The following is a 16587-nucleotide window of genomic DNA, read 5'->3' on the forward strand; positions in this document are numbered from 1 at the left end:
GTAGATATGGCAAACACACAACGCGCACAATTTTCATCCCGATTAGGGTTTATCTTGGCGGCAGCCGGCTCAGCGATTGGGCTGGGCAATATTTGGGGGTTCCCGACCCAAACAGCTTCAAACGGCGGCGCCGTTTTTCTGTTCATTTATTTGATCATGGTTTTTGTCCTGGCGTATCCCCTTTTAATAGCAGAACTCACTATTGGACGCTACGGCAATGCTAACCCGGTTCGGTCTTTGTCCTCAGTGGCAGGTGGGCAAAAATGGTTGGGTCGCTTACTCGGCTTAGTCGGTATGCTCGGGGCAACCGGTATCCTTAGCTTCTATGCTATTGTCGCTGGTTGGTTGGTCGGCTTTATGGTGTCACCACTGCTTACCGCGCTGGGTTTTGTTAATGCGGCGAACTGGTTAGAGTCATTTAGCGAAACCCGTAACCTTGCCCTCATGCTGTGCTTTATGGTGCCAACTATTTTGGTGGTTCGTAACGGGATTGCTAACGGGATCGAGCGTTGGTCGTCTCGCTTAATGCCGGTACTGTTTTTACTCTTCGTGGTAATGGTGGTGTATATCTTGTTCCAGCCTGGCGCGATTGAGGGGTTAAAAATGTACCTGATCCCCGATCCTTCTCATCTTTCGCCAAGTCTGGTGGTGAGTGCAATGGGGCAGGCTTTCTTCTCGCTCTCTCTCGGTGTGTGCGTAATGATGGTTTATGGCTCTTACTTATCAAAGTCAGCCAGTATTCCCAAAACTGCCGCCCAAGTAGCACTGCTCGATACCGGTATCGCCTTTATTGCCGGACTATTGATTATGCCAGCGATGTTCGTTGCCCAGCATAACGGGGTAGCGATTTACAGTGAAAGCGGGGATCTACTCAGCAGCGATACTCTGGTCTTCAGCGTCTTGCCTGCCATGTTCGATACCATGGGCAGTGCTGGCTTGTTTATCGGCTTCGCTTTCTTCTTACTGATGGTCATTGCGGCTCTCACATCGGCCATTTCAATGCTTGAAGTGCCCGTGGCTTGTGCAACCGAAGAACTGCGCCAGTCTCGCGAGAAAGCCGTTTGGTGGATTGGTGGTTTGATCACCCTTGCCTCTGCCACCATTGTGTATAACTTTGGCGATCTGTTCGGCTTGGTGGTTACCGTGACCACCGAATACGCACAGCCTATTCTCGGCCTGCTGTTTGCCTTGGTCGCAGGTTGGTTGTGGCACCGTAACGAAATCTTGAAAGAGCTGGTGCAAGGTAGCCCTGAGCTTGGCGAAACCTGGTTTTGGAAGATCTGGCCGGGCTATGTACGAGTGATTTGCCCCATCTTAATGATCTTGGTCTTTGGTTGGGACTGGATCTAACCGCACACCGCTCAGTACATGAGGTGTTATGCGCTGGGCGGTATCTTCTCTTCCCCCTTTTTACGCCATTTCGTATTTCCTCCCCTCGCCACAATTGGTTACACTGCCAAAACATTTGTTCAATCCGCCTAAAAGGCATCGTGTCGTTTTATGAAACAACTGATTGATTTTATTCCACTCATTATCTTCTTCGCGCTGTATAAGTTTTACGATATTTATGTCGCCACAGGCGCCCTGATCATCGCGACCCTGATCCAAGTCGCCTTAGTGTGGGTGCTGTATAAAAAAGTGGAGAAAATGCAGATTGTCACTGCGGCTTTAGTGGCGGTGTTTGGGGGAATGACACTCTTCTTCCATGATGACAACTTCATTAAATGGAAAGTGACCATCGTCTATGTGTTGTTTGCGGTGGGCTTGGTGGCCTCTGAGCTGATGGGTAAACCCTTAATCAAAAACATGCTCAGCAAAGAACTAGACTTACCCGATCGCGTATGGCGCACCATTAACTGGGCGTGGGTGAGTTTTTTCTCGGTATTAGCCGGGGTCAATATTTACGTCGCATACAGCATGCCGCTTGATGTCTGGGTGAACTTTAAAGTGTTTGGCACCATGATCTTAACGTTCTTATATCTCATCGCGACAGGTATCTACATCTACCGCCATATGCCCAAAGAGAGCAACTCGGACCAATAAAAACTTGCCCAAATGCTGTGTCAGAGGTCACAATTCTAATCTTATCCTGAAAAAAGGGGCTAGCCCCTTTTGAATAAGATGTGAAGAGAGCCATGTCTGACAATAAAAACAACTGCCCACGCGGCCAACTGTTGCTGCGTACACTTGCGATGCCAGCCGATACCAATGCCAATGGCGATATCTTTGGCGGCTGGATCATGTCTCAGCTCGATTTAGCCGGCGCAATCCTCGCCAAAGAAATCTCTGGTGGACGTGTCGTGACTGTCTCAGTGAACGAAATTACCTTCAAAGCGCCAGTTAGCGTGGGTGATGTGGTCTGCTGCTATGGGACATGCAGTCGCATTGGTAATACCTCGATGAGTGTCGCGCTCGAGGTATGGGTAAAACCGGTTAAGCATGACGGTGTCGGCGAACGCTACAAGGTGAGCGATGCCGTATTTAACTATGTTGCCATTGATGAAAGCGGTCGTCCGCGTCCGATCAAAAAATAAAAAAAGGGCCTGCTAATCAACAGGCCCTTATTCTTCAACTCATCGCCACATCACTAGCGAGCGACTTCGCGCTACAACACGCTGGTTAAGCTAAGCAGCGCAGGTGTTGATGTGGTTTGCTACGCCCTAGTCAGCGCTTGCGTTTCTTTTACATTGCCAACTGTCGTAGTCATCGCCGATTTGCATACGCGATTCAGATAACGCCTCAACGTCGTACTGAAATCGCCGAGTGCCATTCCATGCTGGCGTAATGTATACGGTTTCAATCTCTGACAGATAGGCTTGGCTAAAGCTATCATTGCTCTGAAATTCAAAAGGATTGTAAACCAGCTTAATCGTGTCGTTGATTAACTCCCACTCACCCGTAGCATTGTATGAAAAGCGCGCACTTTCCTCGCCAAGAAAATATTCAACACGCCCATTTAATACGAATTCCTTGTGATCTTTTAATGCCCAACTTTCCTCATAAACTTTGTCTCCCTGCATAGTAAATGAGCATATCCACTGCCCCGTTACGTTACTCTTATTGATCGGCAGTTCAGACGCTGCCGCGGAGGATAACCCCAACGAAGAGAAAAAAAGTACAACACATGTATTTAGCGATTTCATATTAATGTGATTCTCTTAATCCTATGTAAATGGCTTACACCAAAGAGAGGCCACCATCAACAACGAGCGTATGGCCGACGATATAACTAGCTTTATCCGAGAGCAAAAACTCAATGGCATCAACAACCTCCTCCACGCGTGCAAAGCGCTTGGCGGGCACTTGCTCTTCAACATCGAGCTTTATTGTCGGTTGACGAGTTTGTCGCTCGTCCCACCTTGGTGTCCACGTTACGCCCGGCGCCACAGCGTTAATACGGATATTATTTCTGATTGCTTCTAGCGCGACGGATTGTGTTAGCCCTTCTAGGGCATGCTTTGCCGCACTGTACATCGCTGCATTTGGCGTTGGTCGCAAGCCATTGATTGAGCTGACATTAACAATGGCTCCACCTGTCTCCATCAACTTAATTTGATACTGCAAGCATTGGGCGTGCCCCCAAAAGTCATTATTTAACGTTTCTTTCAACGCAAACATATCAACTTGATGATAAAGGCCACTCGATCCTAACGCCGGTGAGGCATTATTTACTGCAATATCTAACTGACCATATTGCTCGCGAATATGGCGGAAAAGCTGCTCTAGCGAAGCCTGATCGGCTAAATTAGCTTGTTGATAATCAACGGTTTTAAGTGCAGGGTATTCAGTAACAACGGCCTGCCACACATCTACGTTGCGCGAGCACGTGATCACTTGATAACCTGCCTCAACTAACCGCAAAACACAGCCTAAACCGATTCCTTTCGACCCACCCGATACAAATGCCAATTTCGTCATAGCCACTCCTCAAAACGATATCCGCGACATCCTAGCGATCCGCTGGATGATGAACTCCATCCATCACGGGAATATTCTCCAACTCAAACGGATTGACGCCATCTAAGCAGGCAAGATTGAACCCAAACTCACTCGGATTGGAGCGACGTTGGTGATGGGTGTAAATGCCACAGCGTGAGCAGAAGTAGTGCTTAGCTGTGTGAGTATTAAAGGAATACACACTGAGTTGCTCACTGCCAGCAACGACACGCAATTGTGCAAGCTTGACTGAGCCAACAATGGCGCCCCGGCGTCGACACATCGAGCAATCGCAGCGTCTGGGGTTTTCAATCCCATTGGGTAACGCGAGGGCTAACACAACCGTCCCGCAGTGACAGCGAGCCAAGTGTTCGGGTTGGATGAGCGTTTGACCGACTTGTTTTATCATGCGCTTACCTGCTCAGTTTCATGGTGATCAAGCGGATAGACTTTCTCAAAGCGCTCTAACACCAAAGGGGATTGAGTTGTAAACGGTACACCGAGAGCCTGCCCCTCTTGCTCAAAAAACGCAAGATGTGCCTGCCGCCACCACGCATAACTCTTGTCGCCTTCACCTTCCGCTGCGGCGAACTCAGCAGTCACTTGATCAAACGGGCACTCGCTCACTTCAGTCACTTTAATAATACAAACCGGCTGCTGCGCCCAGTTAAGCACCACGGTTAAACGCCCGACTTGCGGGTAAGGTTCGTTTTCGATCTCGTAGCAAGCTTTTAAGCTGCACGATGCGCGTTTTATGCCTTGATCAATCAAACGGGCGCATTCGTTGGCATTGTATTCATCCGCACAAAAGTACTCGGCAATGGCTTCAGGCACCGCCTGACGTTCTGCTTCACTTAAGGTGGCAAGGTAGGCGTTTAAAAATTCCTGTTGTTCTGTATTCATCATGATCCTTGATTAGTGACACCACACCAGCGTGACTCCAAAATGAGATGCTGTATATTTGTCCCTGTAGGCTTTCTAAAAAAGAATATATTCGAGCGACTCAAATCGCCTACTTAAAAGTAGGCAGTGAGCTAGAGTAGTGCTAAATAAATATCGATAGGCCAATAAATATATCTATTAACCCATCGATTATTGCCCATAATAATATAAAAGTTATACCGTTAGTTTAATACTCTCTCGCAACGGTCAACACTAGCATTTCCTTGGCTATGCCAAAACAGATACTCTGAGTCCACCGATAACACGGTTGAAACAGATTCGTCATTACTCTCAATTGCTTTAGTGAACATAGGTTTAAACGACTTAGACAGCTCGTTCAATGGTTCAACCGATACACTTTCGATGTACTCATAAACTTTATTATGCTTCAGTTCCCAAGTGCCCTGAATATTGACTTCAAACAAGAATCGGCCGTCAACATCAGGCATCTGTCCATCAAAAATAGCGGTCCCATCCAATAAACCATCAGTCCAATAGGTCGTTTTTCCATCAAAATTTAGGTCATCGGCATGAGTCGGGCTAGCGCAGTGCCAAGTACCAACAAACAAGTCTCTATCTATTGGTTTGCTAGTTGTTGAAGAGCAGGCAGTTAGAAAAAAAACCAAAAAGGCAACTGAAAAAATTTTTACATTCATATTATTTAAATTATTCCCAATAGCGCATATTAAGATATAAAACTCATTTTATATCGTTCAGTGGATAGTCAAAGATTTTTACTATTTAATAATAACAGACTAGTCAATCCACTCACATCCTAAAACTGGAGATATAACTTATTGTGTGAGCCACGTTGTACGGTCTAAACCGTAAATGGCATGGTCGACAATGCGTCCGTTTAAATTTTCAGCACGACGTATTACACCTTCGAGTGTGAACCCTAAACGCTCACAGACCTTTCGGCTTGGCGTGTTTTCCGTTGCCGCCGATATCTGTACTTTTTCCATACCAAACTGGGTAAACGCCAGCTCAATGAGCTTAGCCACGGCTTGACTCACAATCCCTTTCCCTTGGTGTAAAGAACTCAGCCAATATCCTATTTCTACCTTTTTAAGCGACTGATTGATAGTGTTGTAACTCACACTGCCTACCAATTGCCCCTGATAAATAATGCCACATACCAATGATTTACCTTCTGCATAATCGTGAAGGGATTTTTTAATAAAGCTCAAAAAGAACGCTTCATCATGGGCATGCGGTGGCCACACTAACCATTGGCTTAAATACTCCTGATCGCGGGTAACGATATCCAGATAAATCGGCGCAAAGCGTGTATTGATAAGCTCCAATTTTAGGTCACGATTAACATCCAATGTAAACATACTTTCCTCATTATTAATGCGACATAATTGTCGACGTTTATTGTTTTCAGTGCGGTTTATTCAATCATCCAATTCGCGGCGCCAGCTCCCGCCTCCTGAAAGCGAAGTTTTATCGGATAGGTGTCACCACAGCCTTCGATAATCCATAGCTCCCGCCACACCCTTGTACCTACCTCACCTGACGGCATTTCCCGCACGTAAGGTACAAATTCCTTTGGCTTCTCACAGCCTTGAGATGCCACCGTAACAAGCACCCCTGCCATCGCATCTTGGATCAATTTTTGATTAGCTAGCGTTCCTTCTTGGATCGCTCCTTCTGGTAGCGACTGCGCCATCGATGAAAAAGAGACAGCCAAAGCCCCAAACACGAGTAAAGCCCGTAGCCAATTAATCATACTCAAAAACGCCCTTAAAAAATGAGTCATCAACAATCTCAATGGAGGGTTCTAAAGACAACATTTAATCTCCATGAATATCAGCCACAAACCCCTCTCCCACTCATCATATTGCGATAACCCCACCAATGCGTATTGGGTCGTTGCCGCTACTCATAGTTTTGCCAGTATTTGAATATGACTGTGAGCAACAAAGCCTAACGACTCGCAAAGGCGTCGGGAGGCAATATTTTCCCGGTTGGCACGATATCTGGCGACACGTCCCCTCTTTTCAACCTCTTTGACCCACCTTGAAATCAGTGCCTTGCCGACACCACGCTGACGATAGCTTGGTGTCACCAAGATAGACAGCGATTCAAAGGGCTCGACGCCACAATATGACGCAATGATCCCAACAGGCTGCCCTTCTAGATATGCCATATAGAAATAGTCTGAGTCCAGACTAAAATCCGCTTTAAATAATTCTTCCTCATCAAACCTTGTGATAAATTGTTCGATGCATTCTCGATGGGCTTCAAGCGTGAGCTGATCAATCTCTACCTTTGATTTAGCGTCACAAATATGACCTGATAGATAATAATCAATATCATCAATATAGACCTCAAACGCTTGAGGATTTAAACCGTTGATATAGTCATGCAGCGATCGCAGCTTAGCTTTTTCTAGAACTGTTCGAACGTCTTCATTGCAGCTGACCAGTGTCAGGTTATCAGACGCATACAGAAACGCTAAATCCTCTTCACCACCTCGTTTATAATAGTCGCAGCCAGTGAAAATATAATTGCTCTCAATATGATTCACGCCCAAACGCGCAAGCCAAGATTTATCAATGTTATCCATCGCCTTATTCTCCATACTTAGTCAAAAGTGCCAGCTACGCGACACGCATTATTAGTCGTGCTCTCCGCGATTGTATGCCGTTAAAATAGCACGAAGCCTAGTCAACTTCTGTAAGTAGTACTGAAAAAAATAAGCTATAGCCATTTAAACAAATGCACAACTAATTAAAAATTTACCACTACCTTCATATATGCCTGAAAGACCCAAAAATAAAGAAAAACAAGCGAAAACCGTTATAATAGAATCGTTCGTTTTTACTTTGCATTCATCGTCAGATATATCTTTTACTATCGAAACTGGGTTTGAGAGACCGTCAAGTCTAACTGAAACTTTTCCATTTTTTACTCTGGCATTTAAACCATTACTTTTTAATAAATCGGCTAAATCTTCCATAATGAGTATTTTCCATTTATATAATGACATAAATAAAAACGAGGGTCTTATCTTGATTATTTACAATCAGTTCAATACAATTTCTAATATAAGAGATTACTATATCGAGTTAATTATTTATAGCGTACCTACACTCCTGCGCAGGTACGAGTTATAAACCTAGCACTAAACTTAGTGCTTGACGAAAAAACCGTTTTTGATGTTAATTATTATATTGTGAGGAAGGCTATCACCACACCGATGACTATTAATAAAAGTGGTGTATAATATCCAAGTATGATTAAACATACTGACTCACCTCGGAATAGCCTAGTTCTTAGCTTGTCACCAACCTTAGTCGCCACATAATAGTTGCCAACCCATCCTAAAAGAAAGCATAAGAAACTCAGAACATTAACCACACCACCTTGGAAAAAATATGTCAATCCTGCAGGTATAAGTAGTATTACAGGAGTATATGGAATTGATGCTAACGGCCCATACCCCATATACGTATTCGAAAATGCGTTAACGATACTACCCTTCCGCATACTAGCTAACCTCTGCTTCAATGATGGATTACAATCTTCACATATAGGCTTTTCCAATCCTTTCGCTCTGTAATATTTTTCTTGGCTTGGTTTATGTTTCCACCCGCATTTAGGGCATGTATATGCCATTTCTGCTCAATATCCCTTACTATATGACTAATTCTTACCATTCCGCCCAGCTCAACTGCCTGTTTGGAGCCGACTAGCGGTGGGAAGCAGAGCACCGCGAATTCAACTGCGAAGTGCAACCGCTGGTTAAGTTTCGTCACCACCGATCTCGGACATCCGCAATAACTGGCTACTGCGGCGTACTGTCAGTACATCGATCTGATCTTTGACGCTGTAAATTACCCGATACGTTCCAAATATCAGCTCTCTGATGCGAGGAGCCCCCACCTCAGGAACCATACGCCCGCTTTTAGGAAAATCAGCTAATCGCTCGACCGCGGCAAATAAGTCATCAACCCACTGTATCGCAGCAGCTGGGTTATCTTCTGCAATATACAGAGCAATATCCTCAACACGCTCCAGCGCAAGCGGCGACCAAACTATCTTCATCGAGCCAGCCTGCTCAGAACACGTGCCTTCGCATCTTCATGTGCAATACCATCCCCAGAGGCTATCTGTTCTTCAGCCTTATATACATCTTCTAGTATCTCCAGACGTTCCTGCATCTTCTCGAACTCGCGAACATCCAACAGTACGGCAACACCACGGCCTCTTTGTGTCAGCACCATAGGACGACGCGTTTCATGGATCTGCTTTACAAATGTCGCTACACCTGCTCGAAATTCAGACAGAGGGCGGATATCTTCATCTACTCGAACCCTTGACATGAAATCACCTTAGTACGTTTATGTGTACAACTAAGAGTACGTTACTGCCCGGCAGCAGGCAAGGTGTTTATAGTGGTGTCCTATATTGAGTGAGAGAATTCAACAAACTCGCCCACGATCCCCACATCATGGCCGCACGTTGAATGATGCTTGTCGTGAACTTACTGAACGAGTAAACCATGCGTTTGAGCAGTTTGACTCAGGAAACTCCGTTTTCGTTGAGCACCAGACAGCTAAATCTCAAATGGAAGAGCGCAAAGCCAAAATTCGTCATCGAGGTAAGCAGTGATTGTATGGGAAGAAGCGTCACTTAATGATCGTGAAAAGATCTTTGAGTTTCTCTATGACTTCAACCCTGACTCCTGAGATTTCGATGATTATCTCTTACTGGGCTTATGACGATATCATCCGAGTGATGCGTGTTCTCCACCATAAACAAAAGTCCCCTACGGATTAATTGCTTTCTCTGGGGAATTAACGCTAATTACAGAGATGACTCAGTCTAGTTATCAAAGCAAGGGTCTCCCTGCTGATATGACCAAGATGGCGAAACCGCCAATAATCTTTCGTCGTCGCCAAACTTCAGACCTACCCAGCCCACCCAGATACAGCCTTCTTTTTCATAAGTTTCTTGGTCTGTGACAGACTCGAAAGTAGCAACAATTTCGGCCTTTTCCTGAGAGGCTGCCAGCTTGGGTATGGAAGCCATAAGCTGTGCCTGTGTTTCCTGAAGCTTATCGATTGAGTCATCCCGATAAGCTGCCGTGATACCAGAATCTAGCGCTTGGTAAAACCAAAACGCATTGGTTCCGACCAGCAGAATGATTAAGACAAATATCGCGATTTTCATAGACACTTATAACTCTAGGACTTGGGGCGACAACAGCCGTTTGTTAGGCACCCGAGCGCTGCGAAAAATGGTACAAACCTTCAATATCGGACGAACACAAAAGAGGCATTGCTTCTTTAATTTTCTCCAACGGCCAATCCCACCACCTCATCTCTAGTAACATTGAAATTTCCTGTTCTGAAAAGCGCTTCCTTATCGCTTTTGCGGGGTTGCCACCAACAATTGTATATGGCTCTACATCTTTGGTAACCAAAGCCCGACTGCCAATTACCGCTCCATGGCCAACCTTTACGCCGGGCATAATCATGGCCTCGGACCCAATCCACACGTCACTTCCTATAACGGTATCACCTGCCTTTTGGAAAGCATCAAATGATTCCGAAAATGCCGGCTCCTCACTCATATAGAAAAAAGGGAATGACGTCACCCAATCATATCGGTGACCTTGATTGCCAGCCATGATAAAAGAAGCTCCCGATCCGATAGAGCAAAAGCTTCCAATTATCAATTTATCGACGTCATCACGATCAGGCAGGAGATATCGAGCGCAATCATCAAATGAGTGTCCATGATAATAGCCTGAATAATAGCTATAGCGGCCTACCTTAATATTGGGGTTCTTAACTTGCTCTATCAGAGGTTTCCCCTTGAAAGGGCTCTCAAAGTAATTTTTCATTTAATTTACATCCAATCCAGAATGACATCATTGCCTAACGAATGATATGGATTCCCCCTCTTGAAATCTACCACACTTAGGTGCAGCCATTGGATAATGGGGGTAACCATGTCTGCTCAATTCATTTGTGGCGCTGTTCTCGCCAAGCACCACTTTTCTCTTCACGCGGTGGATGACCACGGAAAAGTCATTCTCTATAACTCGTTCCCACGCTCCTGCGTGGGAACGGGAAGTAATGTCTAATGGCCCTGTCACATGATTGGCAGGCAGCGGTGAGACCGCAGTAAGAGACCTTCTATATGTGTTTGCCGTAAGCAATGACATAATGGCGGAAATGACAGAGCGAAGTAGACGACTTTGTTGTTCGAGAGCATTGGCTGCTGGCGCAGCCAAAAAATGCTATTGCCTATTGACCGGGGAAGGGCTCATATGTGTTATATGCGTACTATTTAGCTTGCTTAGAAACAAAATCATCTAGCTCGGACACTGTTTTGATGATGTAGACTTCTTTATTACTAGCGTATTCGATTAGCTTAGAGTTAAATTCATCGTTCCAGAACTTAGGGCTTAACTTGAGCATTTTATAGCTATTTAAAGTTCCTTTTAAAACTGAACTTCCATCAGGCCAACCCTCTGGCCTAACAAAGAGCGCTTTCAAAAAGCGCTTAGTAACAAACCAATAGCTCACTGAATATGGTATATCTATGTAAACGAGAGTATCTGCCGCAGCTAAGCGTTCATAAAAAGAACGTAAAGGACCAAGCCCATCAATGACCCACGACTCTGACTGAAGAATATCATCGTGAACAGAATCAAATTCTTCTCGAGCTACAAACTCACCGTTTGGTTTGTAAACAATTGAATCTAACTGATAGAGCGGTAAAGCGCTCATTTGCGCTAACACTGTACTCACTGTTGATTTTCCACTACCAGGCTTTCCAAAAACAGCTACCTTTTTCATTTTAAATTCCTCCAAGAGACTAGTTCCCTAAAGGCAGAAAAAGAAAACCCACCTTATAGGGTGGGGTCGAGTTATCCAAAGCACACAAAATCCCACCATTCCTAAGGAATGATGATAATTCGCTTGTTCAATTGCACTTGTTCAACTTTCATACAGTCACTGTTATATAAATACACTCAGTTGTCAATTTGTCTTTGAAAAGGGTTGAATCGGTTGCCAAAGCATATAACGCCTATAGCACGCGCGAGTTTACGAGTCGCCGTGCCTATTATTGTTAGTATTCTATTGATTTTACGTAAAGCATAGTCGGCAATCCATCCCAAAGGTCTTTAGTCTGGAACAATCTCTTAAAACCATAATTTTCGTAAAATGCTCTAGTTTTCTTATATCCTGGGTGCGGCACTTGATCACCCAATGTTTTGACATGAAGGAAGTCAAAGCCTTTCTCTTTGGCAAGTTTTTCAGCAGAAAGCATCAGTTTCTTTCCTAAGCCTTTACGATGATTCTTTAAGCTTATTGCCATTGAATAAATTTCTGCTGTGGACTCGAAGTGCCAATCAATTGAAATAACGCCTTCAACTTGACCATCTATGATTGCGACGAACGCTCCATCTTCACTTAGTTGGTTTGCATAGTCGGAATTAATTTCTTCACTACCAAACCAGCCATCAAGCTCATTAAAAATTTCAAAACAGCGTGCTTTATATTCACTTTTATAAGGATGAATCATACACTTCCTAAAAATACTAACGCCCTGCTAAGGGGTGAGCAACGCAATACCGAAGTCGCCGCAAACCACCTTAATCACCAAATTGAACGCATAGTAAAGATGCCACGCGTTGCGAATCCCTCTTGAGCAGTTTGATACTCATTGAGCCTTCAGCTTAACCATCAGGCTAAGCTGGAAGGCGACAAACCCAAAAAGGAGAAGACTCGATGAGATTTTATAACCAACAGCATGATTATTACTGCGGCATTGATCTGCATGCGCGCATTCTTTACGTCTGTATCATTGATTCTGCAGGTAACACCGTAGTTCATAAGAAAGTTGACGCCAACTCTGACGCACTCTTAGACATTCTCGCGCCCTTTCAAGACCAAATTGTTGTCGGCGTCGAGTGTATGCATTGCTGGTATTGGGTGAGTGACCTTTGCCTCGATTACGCCTTTGACTTTGTGCTCGGCCATGCCTTGTACATGAAAGCCATTCACGGCGGCAAAACCAAAAACGACCGCATTGACTCCTATAAGATTGCTTCTCTTCTCAGGGGTGGTAACTTTCCGCTGGCTTATGTCTATCCAAAAGCGATGAGAGCCACTCGCGATTTACTTCGCCGCCGAACCAAAATCATGCGTCACGGTGCTGATTTGAAAGCCCATGTCTCCAACACCTTTAGTCAGTACAATCATCCTGCACCTAATCTCCAACTACGCTATCCCTAGGCCAGAGAGCTGGTTCGCAACCGCTTCAACGGACAACAACGTTGCTTACCCCCAAACTGAGCCTGAAGATAACTGGAAAACAAACGTTTAGCTTTCTTTTTGAATAGCTCCTGCGTGGGAACGGAAGTAATGTCTAATGGCCCTGTCACATGATTGGCAGGCAGCGGTGAGACCGCAGTAACAGACCTTCTATATGTGTTTGCCGTAAGCAATGACTTAATGGCGGAAATGACAGAGCGAAGTAGACGACTTTGCTGTTCGAGAGCATTGGCTGCTGGCGCAGCCAAAAAATGCTATTGCCTATTGACCGGAGAAGGGCTCATATGTGTTAAAAGGCATTGTCACGCTCTGCCTCATCTAATTTTTTTAAGGCAAACTCACCCCTTTCAGATACAGCGTGTGAGCTATCCGAAGCAAAGCGTTCGGCAAATTCTCTGGCTTTAATGCTAGGATTGCCCAATTCTCTTATTAAAAACTCCGCTGAAACACGCCTAGCGATGGATGAACGATCTTCAGATGAACTTTTTAGTAAATCAACTAGTGGAGTTTTAATTTCTAATTTTCTCTCGCCAACGATAGGTTTTAGCCTACCTTCACAGTATCTTATATCAGTCCACTCCCATTTGCGGCCTTCGAACCATGCAACCCGCCCTTCAAATAAGCTGCGATATGCTTTAGCTCGAACCGAAGGCTGAATAGCGGATTTAGCTATTTCTTCAATTTGCCCATCGAGTATCGGAGTGCGGCCAAGCTGAGAAAAGAGTGATGGCATAGGTCCAGAAGCAGACAAAATCAATTTAGTCCGAAAGGACTTTGCTATCTCCTTTTCAGAAATGATTTTTAAAAGAACCTTTTTATCCCCTTCTTCTATCCTACCCCAAGAGTTCCAATTGGAAAGCGCGACGCATAATGCCTCTACTACATATTCAGGATCACTTGACCTTGCTATCTCTGGAAGCGTTTCCCTAGCTGCTTTACGAACTTGGGGAACCCAATCGTTGAGCCTACGAACAGCAAGAGAAAAAAAGAAAGCATTTGGCGCAGCCACAGATAGAGTCCTAAGTGCTTTTTCACGCTTGTAACCATCCCAGCTAATAAGATCAAGCCAAGTTACTAACTCCTTGGGTTTAGACCACACTTTCCACTTAGGGGGAATAGACTCACTAATAGCTGAAGAAAACTCTGAACGAATAACTCGCTCCCAGTAGTTAAAACTCGAAAGAGGTAACTGAGACGTAACTTCAACTAGTTCAGACATATCAGCGACGACTTTGCTACCCGAGTTTATCGATCTAGCAAAAGCTTTCACTGCTGAAATAATCTTATCTTCCATCATCTGTGATTGTTGCACCTACTATTCTTGCCTCTTAATGCTTAGCTTTACGGCGTGCCAGAGCGCAGCGTAGGCACATCTGACAACAGCCACTTGTTATGCTCTTAGTTGCTTGAAGTACCATTCGGCCTGGCCCCACTCAAGGTCCTGTTCCATACTCCAATCAAAAGGTCGAGGATGCCGGTGGTGATCAACTAAGTATTGAAGGTGTTGATGGGCAATTTCTGGATCGTAGACTCTCCAGACCAAGCGCCGAGTTTTGTTCCAAGTTTCTCTAACAAGGAACAAAGCGTTTCCTCCTACTTTGATTTCTTCGTCCAATTTGTCGCAGAACGGATCGATAATTTCTCTTTCTTCCTCCGAGGGCATGCCATTTTCGACTGTTTCCTCAAAGTCGATGATCACTGAAAGGTGCCACCCAAAAATCTGTTTGTGCTCGAAGTCACTGAGTGCAGAATTGAGCATTCCAATACATGGCAAGCTGTCCTCTTCCCATTCCATCAGCGTGTAGGACTCCTCAGGAAGGACTACACGCACCTCATTTTCTTTGAGAGGCTCTTCCTTTTTTCTTCCAAACAACTTCCCTAGCACAACATTTCTCCTGGAACATAACGTCCGCAACTAGCGAACTCCTCATAAATATATTTTAAAACAATGAGGTAGACATACATCGCTCCCTCTGATCGATTGGATTTCGCCAAAAAAACACTCGATACAGACAGATTCAATAGCGATGCTAACGATGCGTGATAAGCAGATCCTACTACAAACACTGTCAAAGTAGTGCCCCAAAACTCACCAAAAACGGCTTATTTCTCTTACTCTTACTACTAAAACCTTACTCGACGGCGCTAATTTAACCCTCACCAAACTTGAGCTTGAGACGCAAACCTCAGTTAAACATACGATTAAACGTATTGACCGCCTGTTAGGCGATACGCTGTTGTATCAAGAGAAAAACCTCACCAATATTTAGTGATTGAAGACATATTCGTTTGTTAGCAATACACTACAGCATTGTTCGATTACAATAAGTAGCCTTTTCAAAGTCTCTTATGTTCATAGCGATGTTGGGAACATTAGGAAACAAGGCAACAAGCTTTGACACGACTTGTTGAGATAGTATAGCCTTCTGTTCTGTAGTTCTTCCTTGCATGATAGATGCAAACACATGAATAAAATCCTCTCGCTTATTACCCACTGAGTACGTTTGAAAAGAGTTTATTCTGACCTTGATATCATTCACATCAAACAGCCCTGTACCATGAACTACCAAAAAGATTTGTTCGATAATAAACTCTTCATCATGAGACTTTAAAATACCTTCTGAACAATCCATTACAAAATGTGGCATTCATCCTCCTAACTATCATTGTATTGCTAACGCCTAAAACAGCAGAAAACAAAAGCGAAGTGAAACGTAGCCTTTGGTTTTCCGACTGCCTTTACTTGTTAAGCCTAGATCGGTATTCGCTAAGTTTTTTAACATATTGTTCGATAAACTCACTATGTGCATGTTCTTTATCTAGTTTTAGAACTCTTTCAACCTCAGCACCTATTTCTTCACACTGCTCAATAGTAGCACCATCATTGCCATACAAAATTCCGCTTGGCCATTCGTGCCCAGAGTATTCGAGCCACGATACTAATATCTTAAGCAAAAGCAACCGAGCCTCATCGTTACTCGGGTCAATTTCGTAGCTTTTGCTGTATAAGTTTAACTCACTGATCCAGTTTAGCTCTTCATGAAGCTGCTGAGTTTGATATATATTTTGTACGAGCTTACCCAACCAGAGAGTACTAGCAAAATGGTTGTTCTCGTAACCAGCCTTTAAAATTGGGTATACCAGCTCATGGAATATCTCATGACGAATTCTCGAATGCCTATTTGTTTGTAATGTAGGAAGATACTCCCACACCCATTCTTCTTTTTCTATTTCATTTTCGAATGACGAAATAAAGTTACGCAGCGCCTTTGATGCTGGCTTCTTCAGTCCTTTTTCTTCGAATTCTCTGTACTCTTGATAATGATCGATATTCATAATAGCTTAACGCCTTTAGCAGCGGCCCAGTGTAGGCGCGAAGCGCCGAAACGGAGGTCCAGCCCCCGAA

General features: G+C 44.4%; 23 protein-coding genes and 3 pseudogenes. 7 read left to right on the plus strand and 19 right to left on the minus strand.

Going from position 1 to position 16587, the window contains the following annotated elements:
* Nucleotides 1-6 precede the first annotated feature (6 nt).
* The 3 genes from BZJ19_RS11745 to yciA all read left to right on the plus strand — a co-directional run bounded on the left by BZJ19_RS11745 (nucleotide 7) and on the right by yciA (nucleotide 2534).
* Nucleotides 7-1350 (plus strand): sodium-dependent transporter, encoded by a 1344-nt coding sequence (locus BZJ19_RS11745; protein ID WP_069590100.1) that lies wholly within the window; start codon nucleotides 7-9, stop codon nucleotides 1348-1350.
* A gap of 150 nt (nucleotides 1351-1500) precedes the next feature.
* Complete coding sequence (locus BZJ19_RS11750) at nucleotides 1501-2043, plus strand: septation protein A (protein ID WP_077662984.1); 543 nt, start codon at nucleotides 1501-1503, stop codon at nucleotides 2041-2043.
* A gap of 92 nt (nucleotides 2044-2135) precedes the next feature.
* Nucleotides 2136-2534 carry an acyl-CoA thioester hydrolase YciA gene (yciA, locus tag BZJ19_RS11755; protein WP_069590096.1) on the plus strand — a complete coding sequence of 133 codons (399 nt, stop codon included), beginning with the start codon at nucleotides 2136-2138 and terminating at the stop codon, nucleotides 2532-2534.
* A 126-nt stretch (nucleotides 2535-2660) separates the two neighbouring features.
* Here yciA and BZJ19_RS11760 read toward each other — a convergent pair whose 3' ends face one another.
* From BZJ19_RS11760 to BZJ19_RS11815, 11 genes are all read right to left on the minus strand, one after another.
* The gene (locus tag BZJ19_RS11760; protein WP_131826399.1) at nucleotides 2661-3143 is read right to left on the minus strand and encodes a hypothetical protein; all 483 of its coding nucleotides are present in this window, start codon (nucleotides 3141-3143) and stop codon (nucleotides 2661-2663) included.
* Nucleotides 3144-3177: 34 nt separating this feature from the next.
* The gene (locus BZJ19_RS11765) at nucleotides 3178-3918 is read right to left on the minus strand and encodes an SDR family NAD(P)-dependent oxidoreductase (RefSeq protein ID WP_077675778.1); all 741 of its coding nucleotides are present in this window, start codon (nucleotides 3916-3918) and stop codon (nucleotides 3178-3180) included.
* A gap of 31 nt (nucleotides 3919-3949) precedes the next feature.
* Nucleotides 3950-4345 (minus strand): GFA family protein, encoded by a 396-nt coding sequence (locus BZJ19_RS11770; protein WP_077675779.1) that lies wholly within the window; start codon nucleotides 4343-4345, stop codon nucleotides 3950-3952.
* The gene (locus tag BZJ19_RS11775) at nucleotides 4342-4839 is read right to left on the minus strand and encodes an ASCH domain-containing protein (protein WP_077675780.1); all 498 of its coding nucleotides are present in this window, start codon (nucleotides 4837-4839) and stop codon (nucleotides 4342-4344) included. The genes BZJ19_RS11770 and BZJ19_RS11775 overlap by 4 nt, the downstream gene beginning before the upstream one ends.
* A 221-nt stretch (nucleotides 4840-5060) precedes the next feature.
* Nucleotides 5061-5534 (minus strand): hypothetical protein, encoded by a 474-nt coding sequence (locus BZJ19_RS11780; protein ID WP_131826400.1) that lies wholly within the window; start codon nucleotides 5532-5534, stop codon nucleotides 5061-5063.
* 138 nt (nucleotides 5535-5672) lie between these two features.
* Entirely contained in the window at nucleotides 5673-6218 is a 546-nt protein-coding gene (locus BZJ19_RS11785) for a GNAT family N-acetyltransferase (RefSeq protein ID WP_077675782.1), read from the minus strand.
* Between the two features lie 56 nt (nucleotides 6219-6274).
* The gene (locus tag BZJ19_RS11790) at nucleotides 6275-6613 is read right to left on the minus strand and encodes a hypothetical protein (protein ID WP_077675842.1); all 339 of its coding nucleotides are present in this window, start codon (nucleotides 6611-6613) and stop codon (nucleotides 6275-6277) included.
* A 153-nt stretch (nucleotides 6614-6766) separates the two neighbouring features.
* On the minus strand, nucleotides 6767-7453 hold the full coding sequence (locus BZJ19_RS11795) for a GNAT family N-acetyltransferase (RefSeq protein ID WP_157891188.1): 687 nt from the start codon (nucleotides 7451-7453) through the stop codon (nucleotides 6767-6769).
* 144 nt (nucleotides 7454-7597) lie between these two features.
* Nucleotides 7598-7846 carry a hypothetical protein gene (locus BZJ19_RS11800; protein WP_235608225.1) on the minus strand — a complete coding sequence of 83 codons (249 nt, stop codon included), beginning with the start codon at nucleotides 7844-7846 and terminating at the stop codon, nucleotides 7598-7600.
* A 785-nt stretch (nucleotides 7847-8631) separates the two neighbouring features.
* Entirely contained in the window at nucleotides 8632-8934 is a 303-nt protein-coding gene (locus BZJ19_RS11810) for a type II toxin-antitoxin system RelE/ParE family toxin (protein ID WP_077675785.1), read from the minus strand.
* Nucleotides 8931-9212 (minus strand): type II toxin-antitoxin system Phd/YefM family antitoxin, encoded by a 282-nt coding sequence (locus BZJ19_RS11815; RefSeq protein ID WP_077675786.1) that lies wholly within the window; start codon nucleotides 9210-9212, stop codon nucleotides 8931-8933. The genes BZJ19_RS11810 and BZJ19_RS11815 overlap by 4 nt, the downstream gene beginning before the upstream one ends.
* A gap of 82 nt (nucleotides 9213-9294) precedes the next feature.
* Between BZJ19_RS11815 and BZJ19_RS17460 the strand changes: the two genes are divergently transcribed.
* Both BZJ19_RS17460 and BZJ19_RS17505 read left to right on the plus strand, forming a co-directional pair.
* Nucleotides 9295-9501 (plus strand): hypothetical protein, encoded by a 207-nt coding sequence (locus BZJ19_RS17460; protein ID WP_420876437.1) that lies wholly within the window; start codon nucleotides 9295-9297, stop codon nucleotides 9499-9501.
* Nucleotides 9498-9669, plus strand: a pseudogene (locus tag BZJ19_RS17505) (type II toxin-antitoxin system RelE/ParE family toxin). The gene BZJ19_RS17460 and the pseudogene BZJ19_RS17505 overlap by 4 nt, the downstream one beginning before the upstream one ends.
* A gap of 45 nt (nucleotides 9670-9714) precedes the next feature.
* On the opposite strand, the gene BZJ19_RS11825 reads toward BZJ19_RS17505, so the two are convergent.
* Together BZJ19_RS11825 and catB are read right to left on the minus strand one after the other, a co-directional pair.
* The gene (locus tag BZJ19_RS11825) at nucleotides 9715-10068 is read right to left on the minus strand and encodes a hypothetical protein (protein WP_131826401.1); all 354 of its coding nucleotides are present in this window, start codon (nucleotides 10066-10068) and stop codon (nucleotides 9715-9717) included.
* Between the two features lie 37 nt (nucleotides 10069-10105).
* Nucleotides 10106-10738, minus strand: coding sequence for a type B chloramphenicol O-acetyltransferase (gene catB, locus BZJ19_RS11830; RefSeq protein WP_077675788.1), 633 nt, complete (start codon nucleotides 10736-10738; stop codon nucleotides 10106-10108).
* 108 nt (nucleotides 10739-10846) lie between these two features.
* On the opposite strand from catB, the pseudogene BZJ19_RS17365 reads away from it, so the two are divergent.
* A pseudogene (locus tag BZJ19_RS17365) lies at nucleotides 10847-10954 on the plus strand (IS110 family transposase); the annotation flags it as partial.
* A 229-nt stretch (nucleotides 10955-11183) separates the two neighbouring features.
* Here BZJ19_RS17365 and BZJ19_RS11835 read toward each other — a convergent pair.
* Together BZJ19_RS11835 and BZJ19_RS11840 are read right to left on the minus strand one after the other, a co-directional pair.
* Nucleotides 11184-11699, minus strand: coding sequence for a P-loop NTPase family protein (locus BZJ19_RS11835; protein WP_077675789.1), 516 nt, complete (start codon nucleotides 11697-11699; stop codon nucleotides 11184-11186).
* Between the two features lie 274 nt (nucleotides 11700-11973).
* Complete coding sequence (locus BZJ19_RS11840) at nucleotides 11974-12429, minus strand: GNAT family N-acetyltransferase (protein ID WP_077675790.1); 456 nt, start codon at nucleotides 12427-12429, stop codon at nucleotides 11974-11976.
* Nucleotides 12430-12635: 206 nt separating this feature from the next.
* On the opposite strand from BZJ19_RS11840, the pseudogene BZJ19_RS11850 reads away from it, so the two are divergent.
* Nucleotides 12636-13133 (plus strand): annotated as a pseudogene (locus tag BZJ19_RS11850) (IS110 family transposase); the annotation flags it as partial.
* A 337-nt stretch (nucleotides 13134-13470) separates the two neighbouring features.
* Here the strand turns inward: BZJ19_RS11850 and BZJ19_RS11855 are convergent.
* The 4 genes from BZJ19_RS11855 to BZJ19_RS11870 all read right to left on the minus strand — a co-directional run bounded on the left by BZJ19_RS11855 (nucleotide 13471) and on the right by BZJ19_RS11870 (nucleotide 16517).
* Nucleotides 13471-14478 (minus strand): hypothetical protein, encoded by a 1008-nt coding sequence (locus BZJ19_RS11855; RefSeq protein WP_201249194.1) that lies wholly within the window; start codon nucleotides 14476-14478, stop codon nucleotides 13471-13473.
* A 93-nt stretch (nucleotides 14479-14571) separates the two neighbouring features.
* Nucleotides 14572-15066 (minus strand): DUF695 domain-containing protein, encoded by a 495-nt coding sequence (locus tag BZJ19_RS11860; RefSeq protein ID WP_077675792.1) that lies wholly within the window; start codon nucleotides 15064-15066, stop codon nucleotides 14572-14574.
* A 418-nt stretch (nucleotides 15067-15484) separates the two neighbouring features.
* Nucleotides 15485-15829 carry a 5-carboxymethyl-2-hydroxymuconate Delta-isomerase gene (locus BZJ19_RS11865; protein WP_077675793.1) on the minus strand — a complete coding sequence of 115 codons (345 nt, stop codon included), beginning with the start codon at nucleotides 15827-15829 and terminating at the stop codon, nucleotides 15485-15487.
* 91 nt (nucleotides 15830-15920) lie between these two features.
* Nucleotides 15921-16517 (minus strand): hypothetical protein, encoded by a 597-nt coding sequence (locus tag BZJ19_RS11870; protein WP_077675794.1) that lies wholly within the window; start codon nucleotides 16515-16517, stop codon nucleotides 15921-15923.
* Nucleotides 16518-16587 lie beyond the last annotated feature (70 nt).

Source organism: Salinivibrio proteolyticus (assembly GCF_001996165.1).
Lineage (GTDB): Bacteria > Pseudomonadota > Gammaproteobacteria > Enterobacterales > Vibrionaceae > Salinivibrio > Salinivibrio proteolyticus.

Coding starts and splice junctions, on each gene's coding strand:
- BZJ19_RS11795 (WP_157891188.1), bottom strand. CDS start 7,453: ATGGATAACATTGATAAATCTTGGCTTGCGCGTTTGGGCGTGAATCAT.
- BZJ19_RS11800 (WP_235608225.1), bottom strand. CDS start 7,846: ATGGAAGATTTAGCCGATTTATTAAAAAGTAATGGTTTAAATGCCAGA.
- BZJ19_RS11790 (WP_077675842.1), bottom strand. CDS start 6,613: ATGATTAATTGGCTACGGGCTTTACTCGTGTTTGGGGCTTTGGCTGTC.
- BZJ19_RS11855 (WP_201249194.1), bottom strand. CDS start 14,478: ATGATGGAAGATAAGATTATTTCAGCAGTGAAAGCTTTTGCTAGATCG.
- BZJ19_RS11765 (WP_077675778.1), bottom strand. CDS start 3,918: ATGACGAAATTGGCATTTGTATCGGGTGGGTCGAAAGGAATCGGTTTA.
- BZJ19_RS11750 (WP_077662984.1), top strand. CDS start 1,501: ATGAAACAACTGATTGATTTTATTCCACTCATTATCTTCTTCGCGCTG.
- BZJ19_RS11780 (WP_131826400.1), bottom strand. CDS start 5,534: ATGAATGTAAAAATTTTTTCAGTTGCCTTTTTGGTTTTTTTTCTAACT.
- BZJ19_RS11760 (WP_131826399.1), bottom strand. CDS start 3,143: ATGAAATCGCTAAATACATGTGTTGTACTTTTTTTCTCTTCGTTGGGG.
- catB (WP_077675788.1), bottom strand. CDS start 10,738: ATGAAAAATTACTTTGAGAGCCCTTTCAAGGGGAAACCTCTGATAGAG.
- BZJ19_RS11785 (WP_077675782.1), bottom strand. CDS start 6,218: ATGTTTACATTGGATGTTAATCGTGACCTAAAATTGGAGCTTATCAAT.
- BZJ19_RS11775 (WP_077675780.1), bottom strand. CDS start 4,839: ATGAATACAGAACAACAGGAATTTTTAAACGCCTACCTTGCCACCTTA.
- BZJ19_RS11840 (WP_077675790.1), bottom strand. CDS start 12,429: ATGATTCATCCTTATAAAAGTGAATATAAAGCACGCTGTTTTGAAATT.
- BZJ19_RS11865 (WP_077675793.1), bottom strand. CDS start 15,829: ATGCCACATTTTGTAATGGATTGTTCAGAAGGTATTTTAAAGTCTCAT.
- BZJ19_RS11870 (WP_077675794.1), bottom strand. CDS start 16,517: ATGAATATCGATCATTATCAAGAGTACAGAGAATTCGAAGAAAAAGGA.
- BZJ19_RS11745 (WP_069590100.1), top strand. CDS start 7: ATGGCAAACACACAACGCGCACAATTTTCATCCCGATTAGGGTTTATC.
- BZJ19_RS11810 (WP_077675785.1), bottom strand. CDS start 8,934: ATGAAGATAGTTTGGTCGCCGCTTGCGCTGGAGCGTGTTGAGGATATT.
- BZJ19_RS11835 (WP_077675789.1), bottom strand. CDS start 11,699: ATGAAAAAGGTAGCTGTTTTTGGAAAGCCTGGTAGTGGAAAATCAACA.
- yciA (WP_069590096.1), top strand. CDS start 2,136: ATGTCTGACAATAAAAACAACTGCCCACGCGGCCAACTGTTGCTGCGT.
- BZJ19_RS11815 (WP_077675786.1), bottom strand. CDS start 9,212: ATGTCAAGGGTTCGAGTAGATGAAGATATCCGCCCTCTGTCTGAATTT.
- BZJ19_RS11770 (WP_077675779.1), bottom strand. CDS start 4,345: ATGATAAAACAAGTCGGTCAAACGCTCATCCAACCCGAACACTTGGCT.